General features: G+C 46.9%; 16 protein-coding genes. 9 read left to right on the top strand and 7 right to left on the bottom strand.

The genetic code is table 11. The features are described from left to right. Positions 1–10 precede the first annotated feature (10 nt). A complete protein-coding gene (locus K7B07_RS07360; protein ID WP_223708608.1) occupies positions 11–634 on the bottom strand; it encodes a bifunctional 4-hydroxy-2-oxoglutarate aldolase/2-dehydro-3-deoxy-phosphogluconate aldolase in 624 nt (207 codons plus the stop codon). Between the two features lie 24 nt (positions 635–658). Then, on the bottom strand, positions 659–1636 hold the full coding sequence (locus K7B07_RS07355; RefSeq protein ID WP_223708606.1) for an SMP-30/gluconolactonase/LRE family protein: 978 nt from the start codon (positions 1634–1636) through the stop codon (positions 659–661). Between the two features lie 251 nt (positions 1637–1887). On the opposite strand from K7B07_RS07355, the gene ispG reads away from it, so the two are divergent. Next, positions 1888–3909, top strand: a complete 2022-nt coding sequence (gene ispG / locus K7B07_RS07350) for a (E)-4-hydroxy-3-methylbut-2-enyl-diphosphate synthase (RefSeq protein ID WP_223708605.1) — start codon at positions 1888–1890, stop codon at positions 3907–3909. A gap of 76 nt (positions 3910–3985) precedes the next feature. Here the strand turns inward: ispG and K7B07_RS07345 are convergent, their stop codons facing one another. Then, positions 3986–6145 (bottom strand): heavy metal translocating P-type ATPase, encoded by a 2160-nt coding sequence (locus K7B07_RS07345; RefSeq protein WP_223708603.1) that lies wholly within the window; start codon positions 6143–6145, stop codon positions 3986–3988. Positions 6146–6530: 385 nt separating this feature from the next. On the opposite strand from K7B07_RS07345, the gene K7B07_RS07340 reads away from it, so the two are divergent. The 4 genes from K7B07_RS07340 (at position 6531) to K7B07_RS07325 (ending at position 11212) form a co-directional block, all read left to right on the top strand. Continuing rightward, positions 6531–7850 carry a hypothetical protein gene (locus K7B07_RS07340; protein WP_223708602.1) on the top strand — a complete coding sequence of 440 codons (1320 nt, stop codon included), beginning with the start codon at positions 6531–6533 and terminating at the stop codon, positions 7848–7850. A gap of 41 nt (positions 7851–7891) precedes the next feature. After that, positions 7892–10156, top strand: coding sequence for a hypothetical protein (locus tag K7B07_RS07335; RefSeq protein ID WP_223708600.1), 2265 nt, complete (start codon positions 7892–7894; stop codon positions 10154–10156). 13 nt (positions 10157–10169) lie between these two features. Then, complete coding sequence (locus tag K7B07_RS07330; protein ID WP_223708598.1) at positions 10170–10466, top strand: DUF1360 domain-containing protein; 297 nt, start codon at positions 10170–10172, stop codon at positions 10464–10466. Between the two features lie 467 nt (positions 10467–10933). Continuing rightward, positions 10934–11212, top strand: a complete 279-nt coding sequence (locus K7B07_RS07325) for a CBU_0592 family membrane protein (RefSeq protein WP_223708597.1) — start codon at positions 10934–10936, stop codon at positions 11210–11212. Here K7B07_RS07325 and K7B07_RS07320 read toward each other — a convergent pair. Continuing rightward, positions 11190–11801: a TetR/AcrR family transcriptional regulator gene (locus K7B07_RS07320; protein WP_223708596.1), complete on the bottom strand. Its 612-nt coding sequence runs from the start codon at positions 11799–11801 to the stop codon at positions 11190–11192. The two genes, K7B07_RS07325 and K7B07_RS07320, sit on opposite strands and share 23 nt — an antisense overlap. Positions 11802–12114: 313 nt before the next feature. Between K7B07_RS07320 and K7B07_RS07315 the strand changes: the two genes are divergently transcribed. The 4 genes from K7B07_RS07315 to K7B07_RS07300 all read left to right on the top strand — a co-directional run bounded on the left by K7B07_RS07315 (position 12115) and on the right by K7B07_RS07300 (position 19786). Next, positions 12115–15264, top strand: a complete 3150-nt coding sequence (locus K7B07_RS07315; RefSeq protein ID WP_223708595.1) for a SusC/RagA family TonB-linked outer membrane protein — start codon at positions 12115–12117, stop codon at positions 15262–15264. Between the two features lie 18 nt (positions 15265–15282). Next, positions 15283–16806 carry a SusD/RagB family nutrient-binding outer membrane lipoprotein gene (locus K7B07_RS07310; protein ID WP_223708594.1) on the top strand — a complete coding sequence of 508 codons (1524 nt, stop codon included), beginning with the start codon at positions 15283–15285 and terminating at the stop codon, positions 16804–16806. A gap of 66 nt (positions 16807–16872) precedes the next feature. Further along, a complete protein-coding gene (locus tag K7B07_RS07305; RefSeq protein ID WP_223708593.1) occupies positions 16873–18120 on the top strand; it encodes an alkaline phosphatase family protein in 1248 nt (415 codons plus the stop codon). A gap of 118 nt (positions 18121–18238) precedes the next feature. Continuing rightward, positions 18239–19786, top strand: coding sequence for a TPM domain-containing protein (locus K7B07_RS07300; RefSeq protein ID WP_223708592.1), 1548 nt, complete (start codon positions 18239–18241; stop codon positions 19784–19786). A gap of 15 nt (positions 19787–19801) precedes the next feature. Here the strand turns inward: K7B07_RS07300 and K7B07_RS07295 are convergent, their stop codons facing one another. From K7B07_RS07295 to K7B07_RS07285, 3 genes are all read right to left on the bottom strand, one after another. Continuing rightward, positions 19802–20275 (bottom strand): RDD family protein, encoded by a 474-nt coding sequence (locus tag K7B07_RS07295; RefSeq protein WP_223708591.1) that lies wholly within the window; start codon positions 20273–20275, stop codon positions 19802–19804. Positions 20276–20326: 51 nt separating this feature from the next. After that, the gene (locus K7B07_RS07290; protein WP_223708590.1) at positions 20327–20803 is read right to left on the bottom strand and encodes a hypothetical protein; all 477 of its coding nucleotides are present in this window, start codon (positions 20801–20803) and stop codon (positions 20327–20329) included. Between the two features lie 160 nt (positions 20804–20963). After that, entirely contained in the window at positions 20964–21440 is a 477-nt protein-coding gene (locus tag K7B07_RS07285; RefSeq protein WP_223708588.1) for a hypothetical protein, read from the bottom strand. Positions 21441–21530 lie beyond the last annotated feature (90 nt).

Genomic DNA, 21530 nt, shown 5'->3' with positions numbered 1-21530 from the left:
AACGTGCTGTTTATTGTTGAATGGCGGCTACAAGTTGCCGGGCATTTTCTTTCAGTTTTTCCAGGTAGGCATCCGTTACCGGCTGTTTGGTATCTACCAGCGCACTTCCGATGCCAAATCCAACAGCACCTGTTTTAAGGTAGGCACCAATGTTCTCCAATGTGATGCCCCCCGTAGGCAATAGGGGAATATGCGGCAGGGGCGCCCTGAGTTCTTTAATATAAGCAGGAGAGTTGGCCGGAAACACCTTTACGATATCGGCACCGGCGCGATGTGCTGTAAAGATCTCGGTGGCCGTATAGGCACCGGGAATGCTTACCGCACCCAGTTTCTTTGTTTCTGCAATAACGCTTTCTTCCACCACGGGCGACAGGATAAAGCGGGCTCCGGCACTGACGGCGTCTGCAGCCATTGCCGTGCTGAGCACGGTTCCTGCCCCGATCACCATATGATCTCCCAGCTGAAGGGCCACCTGCTCTATGGCCTGTAATGGCGCGTCCGAATTCATGGTGATCTCCAGCAACCGGATGCCGCCTTTATATAATGCAGTAGCAATGCGGACCACATCCGTGGGATGGGCACCTCTTAAAATGGCAATGAGCTTGTTGTTGTTTATTTCCTGGTAAACTGACATATTGAATGTATAAAATTTGCTTCTTTATTTTAGTGCAACGCGTAATACGCAATGATCCGCAGTGATGAAGAGGGTGCGCTGATCGCCGGAAAAAGCACAATTGGAAGTGATGAGGGTTGTCTTTATCCGGCCCAGCGGCAGGCCGTCTTTGTTGAAGATCCATACACCGCCGGGACCTGGTGCAAAAACGATTCCTTTGTTGCTGATCTTGATGCCGTCCGGCGTACGGTGCTCTTTCCCGAAGATCGCAGCGCCGTCAAAGAAGATACGTCCATTGGCAAGAGCTCCTTTACCGGTCAGGTCATAAATATACCAGTGTGGCTTTTGCGGATCCGAATTGGCGATAAGGAGTTGTTTTTCTCCGGGGAAGAATGCGATGCCATTAGGGCGGGTCAAACTATCAGTAAGCAGGGATACCGTTCCGTCTCTTGCAATACGATACACGCCGTGAAAAGCTAATTCCCTGACCGGGTCTTCCGGTCCTTTTTCCAGGCCATAGGGAGGATCGGTGAAATAAATGTCACCATTGCTTTTAATGGCCAGGTCATTCGGACTGTTGAATTTTTTATTGGTATAACGGCCGGCGGCTGTAATAAATGCCGGGCGGGGATCTGAAAGAGACGCACTCATTACAGCGATGCGGCGATCGCCATGCTGGCAAATAACCAGTTGGCCCTGCGGATCAAGCGCCAGACCGTTGGAGCCCAGCTCCTTTCCCCGCGGCACGGCAGCGGTATAACCCGACGGCTCCAGGTAAACACTGGTGCCCTTTTCTGCGGTCCATTTATAGATCCTGTTTTTCATTACATCTGAGAACAGCAGCATTTTTTCCTGCTCCACCCACAGGGGACCCTCTACCCATTCGAAGCCATCGGCAATTACGTTTATAGCCGTATGCGCGTCAACGACCGCGTCCAGGTCCGGGTGCAGTTTTTCTATTACGGCTACCGGTGTGTCCGCAGGAGGAAACAAAAACATTAAAAGAGAAACAAGGGCAATCATGCTGAAAATTATTACAAACTGTAAGCATCGTAAACGAGGGGGAAAGATAAACAGAAAAGATGGAAATGCCAATGTACTGTTCCCGCGGATAAAAACGCGGCAGCTGCAATCAGGTGCATGACATGCTTCCGTTCCGATAACTATCGGAACGTGGGGAGAACCGGTGCTTTGCACCATCCCGGGCAAAAATGTTATGTACCTGCTGCAATCCCATAAATGATGCGCACCCAAACATTGGTTATCTTTGCAGTATGGAATTATACGCAGCAGCGCTCACTTCATATAAAAGACTGTTAACCAAAGAGGTAAAGATCGGAGATCTGTTATTAGGCAACAATCATCCCATCCGGGTACAAACCATGACCACCACGGATACGATGGATACGCTGGGGACGGTGGAACAATCGATCCGGTGTATTGAAGCAGGAGCCGAACTGGTACGCATTACGGCACCTTCCAAAAAGGAAGCTGAAAACCTGCTGAACATTAAGAATGAGCTGCACAAAAGAGGATATAACACCCCGCTGGTTGCTGATATTCATTTTACACCCAATGCTGCAGAAATTGCTGCACGCATCGTGGAAAAAGTACGGGTAAATCCAGGTAACTACGTTGACAAAAAGAAATTTGAACAGATCGAATACACCGATGCGGAATATGCAGAAGAAATTGAGCGCATCCGCGACCGTTTTACACCCCTGCTTAAAGTATGCAAGGAGTACGGTACTGCCATGCGCATCGGCACCAACCACGGCAGTCTCAGCGACCGGATCATGAGCCGTTACGGAGATACCCCGATGGGAATGGTGGAAAGCGCTATGGAGTTCCTGCGTATTGCAAGGGATGAGAACTACCATCAGATCGTACTAAGCATGAAGGCCAGTAACCCGATCGTTATGGTACAGGCCTATCGCCTGCTGATCAAAACCATGGACGACGAGTTCGGAGAAATTTACCCGCTGCACCTGGGAGTGACCGAAGCAGGTGACGGGGAAGATGGCCGGATCAAATCTGCCATCGGCATTGGTACTTTAATGGAAGACGGTATCGGCGATACGATCCGTGTTTCATTAACAGAGGATCCCGAGCTGGAGATCCCGGTGTGCCGGGACATTGTAAAGCGGTATGAAGGGGATCCGTTTACGGGTTTACAAGTGGATAAGGCTTCGTCCCTGTCAACCGATCAGCCGATCAATGTATCAGCTGCCGGATACAACCCCTTTCAATCGCAGAAAAATAAAACGGTCCCTGTCGGGAATATTGGCGGAGAGCATGTACCCGTGGTAGTGGCGGATCTTAGCAAGCTGGAGATCATCACGCCCGCATCATTAAAAGCAATCGGCTATACGTATGATGCGGATAATGATAAATGGCATATTGCCGATGCAGCTGCAGATTATATTTATACAGCTAAGCCCGAGCTTGATTTTCCCCTGCCCGGAACCCTGAAAGTGATCACCACCCCGGAATATTGGGCGGCTGCCGGCGACAAAACAAAATATTTTCCGATATATGAAGCTGCTGCATTCATCAGTGCTGCTCAAACAGGTGCTGTTATGAATTTTGTGATGCTGGATGCCGGCGATAGGGAATACCTTGATGCCCTGGCCGGGAAGAAAGATATCGTGCTTTGTCTGAGCAGTTCCCGGAAGAATGCCCTGCAGTCTGTACGCCGCATGTGTATTGAATTACAGGAGCGGAACATCCAACACCCGCTGCTTTTTATTACCGACAGTAACTGGAGCACAGCAGATGAGCACCTGATCCATTTTGCAACAGAAACCGGTGCCCTGTTCCTGGATGGTTATGGAAACGGCATCTGTCTGGGCATGAGCCCCCAGGCTTATACCGCGTTCAACGATGCGCAATTGAGCGGCCGCCGTTATACCTCCGCAACGGCTGCCGGCGCTGCGGAACAGTTCATGAATAACACGGCCTTTAGTATTTTGCAGGCTACCCGTACGCGTATTTCCAAAACGGAATATATTTCCTGTCCCTCCTGCGGGCGCACCCTGTTTGATCTCCAGGAAACCACCACGAAGATCCGTTCCGTTACCAATCATCTCAAAGGCGTAAAAATCGCCATTATGGGTTGTATTGTAAACGGACCGGGAGAGATGGCCGATGCCGATTTCGGATATGTAGGCAGCGGCCCCGGAAAGATCACCCTTTATAAGGGAAAAGAAGTGGTGAAACGGAATGTGAACAGCGATATCGCCGTGGAAGAGCTTATTAACCTGCTAAAAGAAAATGAGGTATGGATAGAGCCTTGAGGCGACGACTAATAAATGATAAGGAAAGCTGAAAGCTGACGGCTCAATTCTCAAATCCCGATTCTGAAGTCCCCCCCTAAACTACTTTCTTCACCGCCAGTCTTCCGCTGTTCAGTGCCAGCACTACGTCGCTAAAGGCCATGATCAATGCGCCGAACATGGGTGTGAGCAACCCGATAGCAGCTACCGGAATGGCTACAATATTATAGGAAAACGCCCAGAACAGGTTTTCCTTAATGGTTTTATAAGTATGATTGCCCAAACCCATAGCCAGGGGCAGGTTCTTTAAACCATGATTGGTGAGTACTACCTGCGCGGTCTGCATGGCGATCTGCGAAGCATCACTCATGCTGATACCGATGGTGGCCTTTGCGAGGGCCGGGGCATCATTGATGCCATCACCTACCATGGCGGTTGGCAGCTGCGCATTTTTTTCACCGATGATCTGTAGTTTTTCTTCCGGTGTTTTTTCCGCGATCACTTCATCAATGCCCAGTTCATCAGCGATCTGTTTGGCCTTTGAAAGCCGGTCCCCGCTCAGTAAAATGGTTTTGACATTCCTGCTATGGAAATAATCCACTACTGTTTTGGCTTCGGGTCTTAATTCATCTTTCAGATCGATAGTACCGATGAGCCGGTTGTTGCGGGTAATATAAATATTGTGATCTGCAGCGGTTGTTTGTCCGCTAACAATTTCATAGGAGCCTGCACGGTATTCCGTGCCTTCTTTATCTGTTGCAAACATGCCTTTTCCTTTTTCTTCGTTAATGCTTTTCCAGCGGATCTCATTTTTTGTTTTCCAGGCATTGGTAATACTTTTTGCAATGGGGTGGTTGGAATATTTTTCCAGCGAGTAAACGATGTTCCTGAACGTCTCTTCAGTAATACTGCTGTCAAGAATTTTAACATCCGCGATACTGAAATTCCCGGTGGTGAGGGTACCGGTCTTGTCAAATACAACCTGCCGGATGTCTTTAAAATTTTCCAGGCTGGTGGCATTGCGGAAGAGGACGCCATTGCGCGCTCCGCGGCCAAGCCCGACGGCAATGGCTGCCGGGGTAGCAAGTCCCATAGCACAGGGGCAGGCGATGACCAGCACAGCAATGGCCCGCATTAATGCAGGAGTAAAATCCTGAAGAATGAACCAGTTGATGATAAAAGTAAGCACCGCTATACCAATCACCAGGGGAACAAAAACGGCACTGATCCTGTCGGCCATCTGTTGTACCGGTGGTTTTTCCCCCTGTGCCTCATTCACCAGATTGATGATCCCGGCCATAACTGTATCATTCCCTACAGCGGTCACCTGTGCCTTCACCGTACCGTCCACCAGGATGCTGCCACCGATCAGTTTATCTTTTGACTGCTTTTTCACCGGTACGCTTTCACCTGTAATGATAGCCTCGTTCACATTCGCATCTCCCCATAATATTTTACAATCAGCAGGCACCTGCTCTCCGTTTTTGATGAGAATAAGATCGCCAGTTCGCAACGCGGTGCTTTCCACCTCAAAAATATTTTCGTTGTGCTCGTTGTCGTAAGCGATCATGTTGGCCATTACCACTTGCGTCTGTGCCAGTTTTTTTAACTGCGCTTGTGTGGAAGAAACGGTATGTTCCTCCATATAATTACCAAGGAACACCAGCGTGATCACGGTGGCAGCTGTTTCATAAAAAATATAGTCATGCTGTCCGGTTAATGTACCGTAGAGGCTGTAAACAAAAGCTGCCAGCGCGCCGATGGTGACCAGTACATTCATATTGGGCATGCGGTTCCGGATGCTTTTAATGGCGCTGACGCCAAAATAAGACATACCCACAGCAAGTACGGGCAGGGTCAACGCAAACTGTATCCAGGGTTGCATCAGCCACGAATGCCGGAATGCGGGTATCATATGCAGCATCAGTACCAGTGTAAAGGGAAGACAGAACCAGAAGCGCTGCATATTGGTCTTCAGCCAGCCGCCCTGTTTCCCATGATCATGACCGTGCGCATGCTCATGGACAGCTGCAGCCTCGTTTTTGTTTTCCATAACGCTGTAACCCAGTCCGGACAAGCCTTTGGACAGTGTCTCCTGCTTTTTTGCCCCTTTCAGATCAAAGGAAACATCGCCCGTGGCGAAATTCACCTTTACATTTTCCATTCCCTCTTTTTCCAGGTATTTGTTGATCGTTAAGGCACAGGTGGGGCAATCCATGCCCTGTACTTTCCATTTGATCTTTTCCGCTGTTTCCATAATGCAAAGGTACTGCAACAAAAAAAGGCAATCTGTCCCGCTCCGTATTATTATTAAAACCTTGTTGCAGAACTACTGCTTTTTATTGTAACAGGGTTTCAAAAGCAGGTTACAGCTGCCGTTCTCAGAACATATCCCCCTATTTGGCGATTGACTTGACAGCCGCCCGGAAGTAGTTTTGTGTTGAAGATAAGGGGAAGAAACGGATCATGAAAACAAAAGGACCTTACTGCAGCCGGTCTTGCCCGCTTCCGTTTCTGCAAACCTGTAAAGCAACAAAGACGCTGACAGACGCCGGATAGCCCATACCATTTTGACCAAGCGCTTCGCTGTTCCCATCTGCAGATCGATTTTTTATTGATATCATCTTTTAAAATTGTCAGAAATGTCAAAACATCTTTCGGACAAGGAAGTATCGATTCCCTGCTGTCCGCAACTGAGTGCTGATGATCATTGTGATGTGATCCGTTTCAGCCGTGTACTTACTTATCCCACCGCTACCCTGGTCGCCGGCAGAAGGAATGTGCTGGTTGAAGTGATCCTGCGGTTTAAGTTTTCAAGATGCACCGAAGGGTTGGTGCTTGGAGATCCCGTTTACAGCACTACGTTACTCCCGGGGGAAAAGGTACGGCTTACAACCACCGACCGGAGAAATACTTTTAGTTATGATAGTGAAACAAAGCTGAGTTACCGGAGCGAACAGATTTCTGAAGAACAGTATTATATGTCCGCAGTGCAAAAATATATGGCGGATGCCTCTGCGGCGCAGTCGGGTGAGGCAGAAAGTGCTTCGGAAGGAAAATGGGATTTTCACGGAGATGCCAGCGGCAGTGTCAATCCTTTCAGTCTGAGTGCCAGTGCAAGCACCAATGCGCGGGGCAGCCATAACAGTCATTCCGTTGCTGATTACCTGAACCAGCAACGGTCGCATATGGAAAGTGCAGCCTCCCAGGCCGTGGAGGCTTCCCGTAAAGCACATTCGGTATCCATTGGCGAAGTGAGCAGCCGCACGCATATAGAAGGGGAGTCCGAAGATCATTTTGAGGCTTCTTCCAGGGAGTTCATGAACCGGAACCAATGTCATGCGGTAACCTATATGTTCTACCGCCTTAATAAAAAGCAACGGATCAAATTTGAGCTGGAGGCTATTGAAAGAAGAGTGCTGGATGAAAATGCGCCGATAGCCGGTGTACTGAAGCCCGGAACTGCAAAATTGCCGGTGGCCCTGGTGCCACAGGATATACCGGCCACTGCTGTTTTAAACCGGGTGGCGGCAGTGAACATAGCGGCACGGGCGAATGTGCTGTCGCTGGCGGCGGATTTCAATTCATTGAGTGATGGTCCGAAAGCAACAGTAGTACCGTTGCCGGCCATCCGGGTGGATCAGGGGAATCCCATTGATGCTGCTGCCCGCCAGCAGGCACTTAAAGAAGTGGATGAGCAACTCGCAGCAAAAGGCCTTATCGACAAAAGTGGCAACGCAGGCAATGAGATCAAAAAGGTTATCGCGTTTGAAACCGAGTTTTCACTCCCTACTCCCGGTATTATTGTAAAAGGATGCCTGGATGAATGCGATGTTTGTGAGCCGTTGCTGAAAGAACGGCTGCAACTGGAAAATGACTTGCTGCGGAAACAAATAGAGCTGCTTGAAAAATCACAGGAATACCGGTGCTGCCCGGTGGAAAAGACTGATGCGGAAAACTAACCGGCCTCGTTTTAAATACAATCATCTTTTAAATCATTCTTATGGAAACAATAAAAAAATTATCACTGGCAGTCAACTATGAACAGCCACCGGAAAAGGAACTCTCTGTTTTTGGCTTTCTTTTTTACTGTAATGGGTTACTGCTTCAGGTACAGCCTGTTCGTAACAACCTGCTGGAATTCGATCTGAATAAAGCAGCTGCCCTGCGGGCCGACCAGTCAGCGTTTCGCGCTAACGAGTTGCGTGTATTTCTTGCGGCGGGTGCTGACAAAGAAGTTCAGAAAATCAGGGCCATTGCAGATCTTGAGCCATTACAACCTTATGAAGCGATCTTAAACAGCGGTACTGAAAAAGAGCCATTCTCTATTTTGCCGGTGCCGGCTGCTGTAAGCCGTTTCTGGCCGGTTTGCCAGTGCAGGGTCAGGGGAAAGGTGTCGAAGTGGATCAGCCAGGGTAGCGGCTGGGAAGACCGTCCTGTCTGTCGTGCCCGTGTACATATTTGTGAAATTGATCCCATTCTTTACTGGATCTACCGTATCCTGGATCCGGTCATAGCAAAGATCCCCGAGCTGTTTCTGAACCCGGTTGAGGTGATCCGGCATCCTGTTCCTGTTCCGGATCCGCCGCCGTTTTTGCAGGGCGCACGCGGCAGGGTGATTCCGGATCCGATGATTTTTAAAACAGCATCGGCCGAGCAACTGCAATTGCAGGCGGCTGAGAAGCTCCCGGATATTGGCGCGGATATCCGGCAAAATCTGTTATCGGGCAACCCGGATCTAATCCGGGAAACCATCCTGGCGAATTATAAGCTGCTGCATCCGTGGTTCTGCCTGCGGCCTTCCTGGTGGCCCTGGCTGTACCGCTGCACCGAACGGAAGGTGGTGTATACGGATGTTAACGGCCGCTTTGATGCAAATATTGCTTACCGGTGTTTTGGTGACCGGCCGGATGTATATATATGGGTGGAATATCTCGTGAATGACGTCTGGACTGTCGTGTACAATCCGCCAAAACCCTGTGCTACATATTGGAACTATAATTGTGGTACGGAATTGTCCATACACCTCACGGATCCGCGTGTTTCAGTTGATTGCTGCTGCAATTGCCCGTTGCCGGGTGACCTGGTAATGGTCCGCAGTATCGGGGGAACATCCGTATCACACATCAACCAGCAAAGCTTTTTGCAGGCACCGGCAGGACAGTCTGTACCGTATAACCGGATCGGTCTTACCGATGCGGCGGCTGTTGGTGACGGTTTTTTTGATACGGCTACCGGAGATTTCAAACGCCCTTTTGGCGGCAGTTTTCATTTTTATATGGGTTTCGGACAGGCACTGCCCCGAAACGATATTTACTACTACCGCTGGAGTTATCGCAAGGTAAATGCTGCTGACCTGACTCCGGTGAGCGGCAGCTGGGAGCAGATCGGTACACCGGAATATAAGAACTATGATTTTATTTTCACAGACGGCAACGGGGATCAGCAGATCGGTCATGATAAAGTAAAGCTGGGACCTTTTCCCGCGGGAAGTGAAAATAATTTATACATTATTCCACCGGAACACCCCAGCCAGGCGCCGTTTAATGTTCCACAAACAGCCCCGCAATGGTATGAACGGACACATAATACCCATACGATCGGTATTGACGCTGCGCAGCTGAGGAACGGCGCCGGTTTGGGAGGCGACGGTTTATATGAACTCCGGCTGGAGCTTTTCAACCAGGCGGGTGGGTTGATTACAAATCTTCCGAAAACGACGTTTAAGGTACCTCAATTTGATGATGCGAACACCAGTGTGAATGCTCCGGACGTATTGCTTGATGGGGTTACAGCTACCACGGCGGAAGCCTTTAAAATGCTGGTGAGAGTAGACAACAGTTCCTGCAACTCAGCAGTCTTTACCGTAAATGTAAATGGTATGCCCGCTGCTTCTGATTGCTGTGGGTTTGTAAAATATGGGCATGGTGCTACCGAAGCAGATCTGGAGCTCACCTTCCTGGCTACGCACCCCAATAATTTTGCGGTATTCAGCTTTGGCGTGTCTAAGGGCACCTGTGGCGGCGTGGCTCTTGCAGGTGCTTCAGGAATGGTTATCGATGCTGCTGCCGGGTATTCCTTATCCGGAGGAATCTACAGCAAGCATTTTACACCGGTGCAACTGCTGGATACCTGTTATGATTCCGGTAATGGCAAGGCCGCATTCGCGGAAACGCTTTCGGTGATTGCAACTGCAACGGATGGTACTTACCGGCAAAGCAGTAAGGACGCGCCTTACAGGGTGGCGGCCTTTGCACTCGAACCCTGACAACGCCGAGCAGATGCATTATTTTATAGTGTCCATATTAGCGGTCTGGAGGATCACCCATCTGATTGCCAGAGAAAACGGACCATTCGATGTGGTGCTCTTCCTTCGCAGGAAGGCCGGGCGTGGTTTTTGGGGAAAGCTGATGGATTGTTTCTACTGCCTGAGTATATGGATCTCTTTGCCTGCAGGATGGTGGCTGGGCGGGCATTGGTGGGAGCAGGTATTGTACTGGCTGGCTGTTTCAGGAGCTGCCTGTCTCCTGGAGAAAATAACGGAGGGAAATAATATCCCCTTTTATAAAGAAGACTGACAAAACTATGTGTAATTGCGGAGATCAGAGAAGCCTTTTTGCGCTCAGCGAAAGTCCGCCGGCAGCGACTAACGGTAAAGGGATGTGGGCCGATATCTGGTTCGAATATACCGGCCGGTCGTCGCTTTACCGTTAAGGGTTTTATTACCGGAAAATGGTATCGTTTTGAAGCGCCGGGAGCCGTTGTGCAGGTCGATTACCGGGATGCTGCAAAAATGCTATTGGTTCCGTTATTAAAACAAAAACAGCAGTAAACCATTGCCCGGGGCCCTGTGGCGGCAAAAAAAGCGTCTGCTTAAGACGCTTTTTTTGTTAGATACCTGTTGCGTAATTGTTTTAAAACAGAAGTTTTTAAATTCTTTACACAGAATTCGGACCAACAAAAAATGTTTCGGTTAATTTTACGATGTTCTGGGCGCGAAAGGCGCTGGTCTGGTCAACACTATAAAATAGTACAATAGAGGATCATGTGGCACTATTCTCTTTTTATTTCGGGTCATAACATGTCCTCGGTAATGGGATGGGTGGGCAGTATTGCCTACCTGCTGGCCTACTTGTTTTTAAGTCTGAATAAACTGAAACCGGAAAGACCCATGTATCATTTGCTGAACATGATCGGTGCGCTGGGACTGATCCTGCATGCGGCGCAGCTGAACGACTATCCGAACCTGGTGGTCAATGTGGCCTGGGGCATCATTGCCGTTATGGCCCTTGTATTTATTATCAGGAGGCAGCAGAACCCGTAAAGTTCAGCAGTCCTATGGCTCTTTTTTTATACGTGGTCAGCTTTTTTTCATATTCATTTTTATCGCTCACCAGGCTCAGGTAATAATAGGCGCCGTCTACCAGGATAAAAACAAGATCGGCCACGGCGGCTGTATTGCTGACCTCCAAATAACCGTTCTCTTTACACTCAATAATCAATGCCTCCAGGTTTTTCCGGAGGGTATCCAGCAGCATCTTGTATTTTTTCTTGATGGTTTTGTCCCGGAAGGCAAGGGCATAGCAGCTATAGGACACGCTGTCGTCAAAAAGCGTGTTCCATTTGTGGGAGAAGATGTTGTCGATAACGGCCAGCAGCTTTTTTTTGGAATTGCCCTGGACGACCTCCGGAACATCAAAGATCAGCAGGTACCGGTCGAGGATGTATTCCACAAGCCCGTACACGAGGTGCTCCTTGGTTTTAAAATAATGGATCACCAGACTGGGATTGATCTTTAACAGATCCGCCGTTTTTGCGATCGACGCATTTTCCAATCCTTCTTTTTTGGCAAGCTTATAGAAAGCTTTGATGATTTGTTTTTGCCGGGTCTCTTTCAGACTTTTTCGCCCCATACCATACGTTTTTGATTTTCCTTTAAGATAGTAAAAATCCGTTGTTTCTCAAAGATGGCAAAAAAATGGTAAAAAACGGAGACGTGCGCAAACGGTTGCATTTGGCTTCCGCTTAAATAAATTAATTAAATGTTCATTCAAAATATTTTTTTAGGTAAAATCCTTATATATATTTGTATCAGCGATGGGCTTGAGTTTGAGCGTATGGTCTTCCTTTTTTTGCCGGTTTTATTTTAAATCAAAAACGTAACATTAACATAATAATACCAAGGCGGTTAACTAAATATTTTTGCCAATCATAAAACAAATTGCAATGACCAGATCCATTTATCTTGTGCTGCTGCTCATCTTATTGCCTGCTGCATCGGCGCTGGCCCAGACAAAGAAAATAACCGGGACGGTACGTTCTGCGAAGGACAGTAGTTCTCTACCCGCAGTTTCCATAACAATAAAGGGAACGAATAAGGGTGTTATTACAACCACAACCGGGAATTATTCCATTACCTGCGCCCACGAGGATATACTCGTATTTTCCTCACTGGGTTATACAGCGATGGAATTGCCCGTAGGAAACCGCTCGGAATTGACGGTATACCTGGATCCGAGCGACCAGAATGACCTGAGCGAAGTGGTGGTTACCACAGCGTTGGGCATTAAGAAACAACAGAAGGCGATAGGCTATGCGGTACAGGAAGTCAGCGGACAATCGCTGGAAAAGACCAAGACCCCGACAGCTATGGGAGCCCTGGTGGGAAAGGTAGCCGGACTGAAGATAGCGAATACCACTGACTTATTCCGAAATCCGGGTATAGAATTGAGGGGTAAAGCTCCTCTTATCGTTATCGATGGTATACCTGACCCCAATGCCGATCCGTATAAAGTGAATGCCGATGATATCGAAAGCATCACCGTTCTTAAAGGAACGGCGGCAGGGGCCCTGTATGGTCAAATGGGAATTAATGGCGCGATACTTTATACCACAAAAAGGGGAAAGAAAGGTGTATTGAGTGTGGATGTGAATTCATCAACGATGTTTCAGACCGGATATACGGTCGTTCCCAAAGTGCAAACACAATACGGAGCGGGAGATGCAGGGAAGTATGCATATATCGATGGCTCGGGTGGTGGCGTGGAAGGCGCCGGCTGGATTTGGGGACCACGGCTGGATCAGCGAGATCCCAATACTCCCAGCGGGTTTGTTGAATTGCCCCAATACAACAGTCCGTATGATCCTGATCAAAATTATACGGTTACATTCGCAGATGGTACGACTGCTACAAGTCACTACAAACCAATACCATGGGTATCCAAGGGAAGTAATAATATAAAGAACTTCTTCCGGACCGGTATACTATCTACTAATTCGGTAGCTGCCTCAGCGGGTAGTGATAAAGGATCTTACCGTGTATCTGCCAATCATATCTATCAGAGAGGTGTTGTTCCGAATACAGAAGTTAATAATTCCAGCTTTTCTATTGGAGGAACATATGCACTTACAAAACAATTGAATGTAGATGCTAAACTGACCTACAATAAAGAATATTCTGCCAACTATCCCACGGTCGGTTATGGCCCTCCCAATATCCTTTATAATCTGTTGTTATGGATCGGGCCGGACATTGATATAACCGATCTGAAAAACTATTGGGTGAAAGGGAAGGAAGGGTTACAGCAACGAAACTACAATTTGTCCTGGTATAACAATCCTTATTTTGTTGCAAATGAATTGCTGAACGGCTATAAGAAGGATAACAGTTTTGGACAGGTTACTTTTGATTACCAGATCGGGCGAGACTTTTCTTTAAAATTCCGGAACGGATTTAATCAGTATTCAGAGGTTTCGGATCTTAAAGAACCCTATAGCTATATTGCTTACAGCTATATTTCGAAAGGTAACTACAGTGTAACAAACAGCACCTATTTCGATATTGCCAGTGATCTGATCTTAAATTATAAACACCGGTTCAGTGATAACTTTAATATTAATGCCACAGCCGGTGGCGCCAATACCTACAGGAATTTTAAATCGGCTTTCGCCACAACCGACGGGTTATCAATTCCAGGATTATACAATTTGAATAACTCGCAGAATCCGTTAAAGGGGTCGAATAACCTGCAGGAACGCCGGACAGCCAGCTTATATGCCACACTTGATATTGAAACTCTCAAATTCCTGTATTTTTCGTTTACCGGTCGGTATGATAAAGCATCCACTATGCCTGTTGATAATAACGCCTATTTCTACCCGTCGGCAGGTATTTCAGCGGTACTGTCCGACGCACTGAAATTACCGGATTTTATTTCCTTTTTAAAAACCCGGGCTTCATGGGCAAAGGTAAACACAGGATTCATCGATAAAAATGATGCTTATGCACACCTGCTTACCTATGGAATAGGCCCCAAGTGGAATAACGTCCCTTCCCTGGTATGGCCGAATACCTATATTTCAGCTGACCTGATCCCCTCAACAGTGGAATCCGGCGAGTATGGACTGGCATTGGGGCTGTTGAAAAACAGGATCAATATTGATGCTACTTTTTTCAGAAACAAGGAATACAATGGATTTACCACCGTTCGTCAATCCCTGGCAAGCGGTTATTCGGGTCTGTTCCAGAATGCGGATGTTTATGTACGCAAGGGATGGGAATTTGTAGTAAGCGGCAGCCCCGTCCAGAACGCTGCTTTCCGGTGGGAAACAACATTGAACTTTAGCAACAGTCATTTGTGGCTTAAAGATGCTACCTTAAATCCGGAAGGATTTGTGGGAAACATAAAAGAAGGAGACCGTACAGACAGGGTGTTTATTACCAATTCACAAACTCCCGATGGACAAGCGATCTATAAATCAAACGGATTTGAATCCTTTGATGCGAACCCGCATTTTTTTGGTAACAGTGATGCGAAGTGGATCTATGGATGGCAGAACACCTTCAGATATAAAGACGTGTCATTGAGCTTTTCTTTTGATGGAAGGCTGGGTGGTCTGATTTACTCCACTACCAATCAGAAAATGTGGTGGGGAGGTACTTCACCCGGTACGGTTAACCAGTACCGTGACGATGCCAACGCAGGTAAAGCAACTTACGTTGGCCCGGGAGTGGTAGTAACGGAGGGCGAAGTGACATATGACAGACGTGGACAAATTATTTCCGATACCAGGAAATATGCACCCAACACAACTGCTGTTAACTATATCACCTTTATGCAAAGTACCAGCGGCGGAATGTTGAATAACTATTTCTTTTATGAAGGCACCTATTTGAAAATGCGGGAGCTGGTCCTTACTTATAACCTGCCTGCAAACTGGATAAAGCGCGTCTTTAAATCGGCATCTGTTTCTCTGATCGGTAACAACCTGTTCATACTTTCCAAACTGCCTAATGTGGATCCTGATGCGGAGCGCGATGACTTACAAACACCTTCTATGAGAAGTATGGGTATTAACATTAATCTTAAATTTTAACCACACAAAATATAGACGATGAAATACATTAGCTATATATATATTGCGGCGCTCATTATAGCATTTGCCTCCTGTAAAAAGTTTGAATATTTTCAGACAAACCCCAATAATCCCGTGCTTGCTGATCCTGCATTGTTGCTGACCAACATTGAGTTGTCAAGTTTTGCTACGATCTCTCCGAGCGCTTCATTAAGCAGCCGGCACTTGGTGTATACCCAGGGTGCAAGTGGTGCTCAGTACTACGACTGGACGCGGGCTGATATGAGTTATCCGAACATAGCGCAGGTTGTCCGGATGGAACAGGAGGCCGCACGTGTTGGGAAACTTAATTACCGTTACATCGGAAAATTTTTTAGAGCCTATTATGTGATCAACATGACACAACGATTTGGTGATATTCCTTATTCCCAAATGATGCGATCGATAACGGATAATAATTTCACCGACTCGGCGGTGATAAGACCTGTTTATGACAAGCAACGGGATATCTACCTTGGAGTGTTGAATGATTTAAAGATCGCCAGCGATTCTTTGTCGGCCAATGGGATCGAAATCGGAGGGGATCTTATTTATAACGGCGATATTACCAAATGGAAAAAACTCATTAATTCATTTGCTTTGCGGGTTTTGATGAGCCTGTCTAGGAAGGAGGCCGATGCGGGGCTCGACATAAAACAACGTTTTAATGAGATCGTCTCCAATTCTTCAAAGTATCCCCTGTTTGGTTCTAATACCGATAACGGACAATTAAAATACTATGATATTACCGGTAACCGATATCCATATTATAATGATAATTCAATGAAGACGGACTATTACCTTGACAGCTCGTTTGTCAGGATTCTGAAACAACTGAAGGACCCCCGTCTTTTTGTGTATGGGCAACCGCTGACCACATCCCTTGCTATCAGAGAGTTTGATTCCTATGACGGATTGGTGGGTAGTGCGCCGCTTGCTTATAATACCGCCAAAAAAGGACAGGGCAAGGCGTCTCAGATAAACCGGCGTTTTGCTTATGAGGCAGTAAACGAACCCAGTGTATTAATGGCTTATTCAGAAGTACAGTTTCTTCTGGCAGAAGGAGCTGTCAGGGGCTGGATTAGTGGCAATGCCGATGAATATTACGAGAACGGAATAAAAGCAGCAATGCAATTTTCCAATTTTAATTATCCCTCCATACCGGGTGTTACATATGTTGGTCAGCAATACACAGATGCAGAGATAGAAAACTATCTGAAACAGACAGTGATCGGCCTGAAAGCCGGAACAGAGATCGAACAGATTATTACGCAAAAGTACATTAGTATGTTTATGAACACAGGTCTTCAGCCTTTTTATGAAAATCGCCGTACCGGATTCCCGTTGTTTGAGGTAAAAGGTGCAGGAATCGTAAATAAAGTAAATGGATCAAATGCAGTTCCCAAGCGCTGGATGTATCCTCTGGATGAGGTAAACAACAATGGTGCGAATCTTCAGAATGCAATTAAAAGCCAGTATCCCGATGGAGATAATATAAATGGGATCATGTGGTTGATACAATAAAAGCGAATATTATCCACATGGTTTTTAAGAAGTGAATCTTATTTTTAATATAGAAAAGATGATGCTATGAAAGTGAAGATTTTTATTATTATTGGAATGTTGATGTGTTCGGCAACGGTATTTGGGCAACGGGCAAAAAAAGTGGTGTTTGTGATCGCTGACGGAATCCCGGCAGATGTACTGGAATCGGTGGCCACACCGCATATGGATGCCATCGCCCGTTCCGGCCGCTATCTCAGAGCCTATGTGGGAGGTGGTAAAGGCACTTATTCCGAAACACCTACCATTTCTGCTGTTGGTTATAACAGCCTGCTTACAGGTACATGGGCTAATAAACACAATGTATGGGATAATGATATCGCAGCGCCCAATTATCACTATCCTACAATTTTCCGGTTGTTCAAAGATCAGTATCCGCAGAAAAAGATCGCCGTGTTTTCAAGCTGGCTGGATAATCGTACCAAGCTGGTGGGAGATGGGCTTCCGGAGACCAATAAGATACGCGTGGATATTGCTGCAGACGGTTATGAACATGATACAATACATTTTCCCAAGACAGGGCCGGTACACCGAATGCACCGGATCGACGAGGAGGTAACCGATAAGGCAGTGCAAAGCATCCGGAAGGAAGCCCCCGACCTTTCCTGGATCTACCTGGAATATACAGATGATATGGGGCATGCCCATGGCGACTCCCCACAGTTCTATGAGGCGGTGGAAATGCTGGACAAACAAATGGGCCGGGTATGGGACGCTATCCGGTACCGCCAGGATAAGTTTAAGGAAGACTGGATGATCATCATCACGACGGATCACGGGCGCTCGGAGGCAGATGGCAAAGGGCATGGCGGTCAGTCTGCCCGGCAGCGCAGCACCTGGATGATCACCAGTAATCCGGCATTAAATACGTATCCGGATCATTATATACCGGGTGTGGTAGATATTTTCCCGTCTGTTGCACGTTATATAAATATAACGATACCCCCGGCCGCAGGACGCGAACTGGACGGTGTGCCGATGATTGGAAAAGTATCCCTGGCAGATATGAAAGTGAATTATTTCCAGAACAAGCTGGACATTACCTGGATGCCTCTTGATCCGGCTGAGCAGGGCCAGGTGAAAGTGTGGATAACAACAACCAATAATGTAAAGACGGGAGGAGCCGATGACTACAAACTGGCCGGAGTGGCGGCCCTCGGGCAAAAGCACCTTACGGTTGATGTAAAAGACCTGCCTTCCGGTTTTTATAAGGTAGTACTGGAAGGTGCACACAATACTTTGAACCGGTGGGTAATGCCCGCTGAAAAAAAATAACAGGAATTACTATCCCGGACGAAGAGCCGGGTGTTCAGGGAATCGGGGTGTAGGTAAATACATTTCCGATTCCCTGATCTTTTTATTATTTTGGTGTTATTTAACTCCTGTTTCATTTATGATGCACCTGAGACGCTTTCTGTTTTATTTGCCGCTGTTATTATTATTAGGTGTGCCGGTTATGGCGCAAAAAAAATGGACCGTCAAAGAAGTGCCGGACCCAAAAGCACAACCCGGCTTTAATTATGTAAGTAACCCGGACGGTGTGCTGAGCAGCAGCACTGTTGATGTGATCAACACGACACTGAAGCGCCTGGAGGATGAGACCACTGACCAGGTAGCTGTAGTGGTGTTGAATTCGATCGGGAAAAAAGTACCACGGGATTTTGCAATCGAATTATTGCGGCTTTGGGGTGTTGGCCGGAAAGACAGGAACAACGGTGTATTGGTCCTTTTGGTAATGGATCAGCGGCGGATGGAATTTGAAGTAGGCTATGGCCTGGAGGGAAGACTGACGGATCTGACATCGAAGCAGATACAGGAAGACTACATGATTCCCTATGCAAAACAGGGCGATTATGATGCTGCATTGCTTCATGGAATAGAACAGGTATGCAGCGTCCTCTCCGGGCAGCCGGTAGAAACAGGATCCGGTGAAACGGATTTCCCGGTGGATGCTCCGGTTGTTGCGGCACCTTACAGCAGTTCGCCGAACCCGGGAAGCGGCGGATCTTCGGGAGATCTTTTCACACTTTACAAAAAACATGTGGGCTGGGGTGGCTTCTGGGTGTTATTGTTCTTTGTGATTTTTTTTGTGTCGGGATTTGCCGGTCTTTTTAAGAAAAGAGCCAAGAATGATTTCTTTTTTTCTGCGCGTCCCTGGTGGTTCCCGGTGCTGAAGCCTTTGTGTTGCTACGTAGGACCGGCTCTTCTCCTGTTTGTGGTGGCAGGTGTACCGATCAATATCTTTACAGGGCTGGCTTTTTTTTATTTATCAGGGCTTGCTGCGATCAGTTTTACCGTATTCTGGCTATTGCGTTGCCTGCGTCGTGAAGAGCAAAAAGGAACAGAAGATGACCTGTTGTATCTCTATGCACGCCAGCTGGATCAACGGTGGAAACAATCATCGGTTGCGGGTAAACTCTTTTCCTTTCCGCTCAACCGGTATCGCGCTGAAGTAAGGCAATACCTCGTGCGACTGAAGCAGGGGATGGTGATCAGCAATGCGGGTAAAGAGATGCGGTTATTGAGCGAAGTGCAGGATGATGCCTATCTTACTAAAGCACAGCAACTGGAGGAGCAGTTGAAATCAATGGACTACGATGTATGGGCGGAGAAAGACGGAAAGGATTTCAAACTTCATGGTGTTTTGCTCAGCAGCAAATACAGTAATTGTCCCAAATGCAATACCATGGCCTATTTTATGGCATCGGACAATACCATTGAGCCGGCCACTTATTCCAGCAGCGGGGTAGGTGTAAAGATCTACAATTGTAAATTTTGTCGTTACGAGCAGCGCAATGAATATACGATACCCAGAAAAAGCAGGGAATCTTCTTCATCCGGCAGTTCCGGTGGTTCATGGAGCAGCTCCGGCTCTTCCAGTTCCGGCAGCAGCTGGGGTGGAGGCAGTTCCGGTGGTGGCGGCGCCGGCAGCAGCTGGTAGCGTGCCTGTTGTTGTTTAGCTTCTGTTCTGATCAATTACCATGGTATTTGTCCACCGGTCCTGCCAGGGATCGCAGGGAGTGTCTAATGCACTGAACGCACAAAAAGGCACAGCCCTGCTGAATCCGCGTAAAAATGCAGTTCGCGCGGAAATGGGTGTTCCGTCGTTGTTAACCGCAAGGGTCCCTGTTATATATTTTCCAGGGGATTTGCCCTTTAAAACGGCTTCCATGGCGCCCATATAAAGCGCGTATATTGCGGAATAAATAAGGTTCATGAGTAAAAACGATCCAAGGTCATCGGATTGGAAAGAAATAGTGGTTTCCGGAGAAAGTGACACCATAAAAAGCGCCAGTATAAAGATCAGTGCATAGAAAACGATGATGTATATTACTAAATTCAGCAATCGCTTTCCCGAGCTGGCACGGGTATAGATGATTTCGTTCTCAAACAGAGATGATTCCTGGCTGGTTGTTGATTCCTGGTTCATATTTTCCGGCTGCTATAGGTTTAATTCAATGCGGCTACACGAATGGAGATCTTATTTATCAGTCTTTTTTGTTATAGTAAAACTTCCTCCCCAGCCCTGACTGCTGAGATCTTTCCATTCTCCATTGGTTATCTTCCCACTTTTTCTATCAAAAGAAGCTGTATGGAGTTGGCGAACTCCGATATTTGAATATTTGCCATAAATGCAAATCGTATTGCATATAAGTTTATCTCCGTCCATCTCCCAGGTTCCGTTTGCAATATGAAGCTGTCCTTCCCCTTGTGTTTCATTAATCAAAGTGCCGTCCGGTTTCAGTACCATACTATAATATTGTTCACCCAGGTCGGGAGACTGTTCAACCGTATAAGAACCTGTCCATATCCCTTCAATGCGGTTAATGGGCTCCGGAGGTGGAATATGGACAGTCTCTTTTTCTGTACTGTGAATGACTTCCTTTTTTGTACAACCGGTTATTCCTGATGTAAGCAACACCATTAAAGCGATTAGTTTTAAATACTTATTTTTCATATAATTATTAATTAGTAAGCAGTGGTATATATTAGTGGCGGATCTGTTTTTTCAAGTATAAGCAGTACTGGCTTTTGAAAGATTATTATGAACTGCCTGATTCTTCATCCGGCAGTTTGTTTCTTCGAAAGTGCGTATCCGGCAAGGATACAATCCCTGCTTAGTCTTCTTTTCGCATTATGAAAATATCGCCCTTACCCGTTTCAGGTGCAGGATTCTTCCATTTGCCTTTGCTCATTGTACCATTCTTCTTATCAAAAATTGCGGTATGGATTTCCCTAACGCCGATATTCACATAATACCCGTAAATGCAGGTGGTATTACAAATGAGCGTGTCACCTTTCATTGTCCAGGTACCAGTAGAAATATGTGTCTGTTCCGTCCATTTTGTTTCATTAATGGCCGTTCCATCCGGCTTCAGGATCAGGCTGTAATATTGTTTTCCCAATTCAGGATAAATGTCAACAGTATAATTTCCTACCCAGATTCCGTCAACCTTATAGACGGGGGCGGGGGGCTGGACAAAAATGATTTCTTTGTCCTTAATATAGGTAACTTCTTTTTTGCAACCAGTAATTGCCAGGACGGAACTAAGCAGCATAAACCCTGCGGTTAGTTTTAAAAATGTTTTTTTCATATAATTATTTGTTTTTAAGCAGTTATAACATCAGCAAGTAGTTTGGTTATGACTACAGGGATGATACCTCCGGTTGCAAAGATAGTTAAA

It is taken from the genome of Niabella beijingensis (assembly GCF_020034665.1).
In the GTDB taxonomy this organism is placed as follows: Bacteria; Bacteroidota; Bacteroidia; order Chitinophagales; family Chitinophagaceae; genus Niabella; species Niabella beijingensis.
This window is presented reverse-complemented; position numbering and strand designations above follow the sequence as displayed.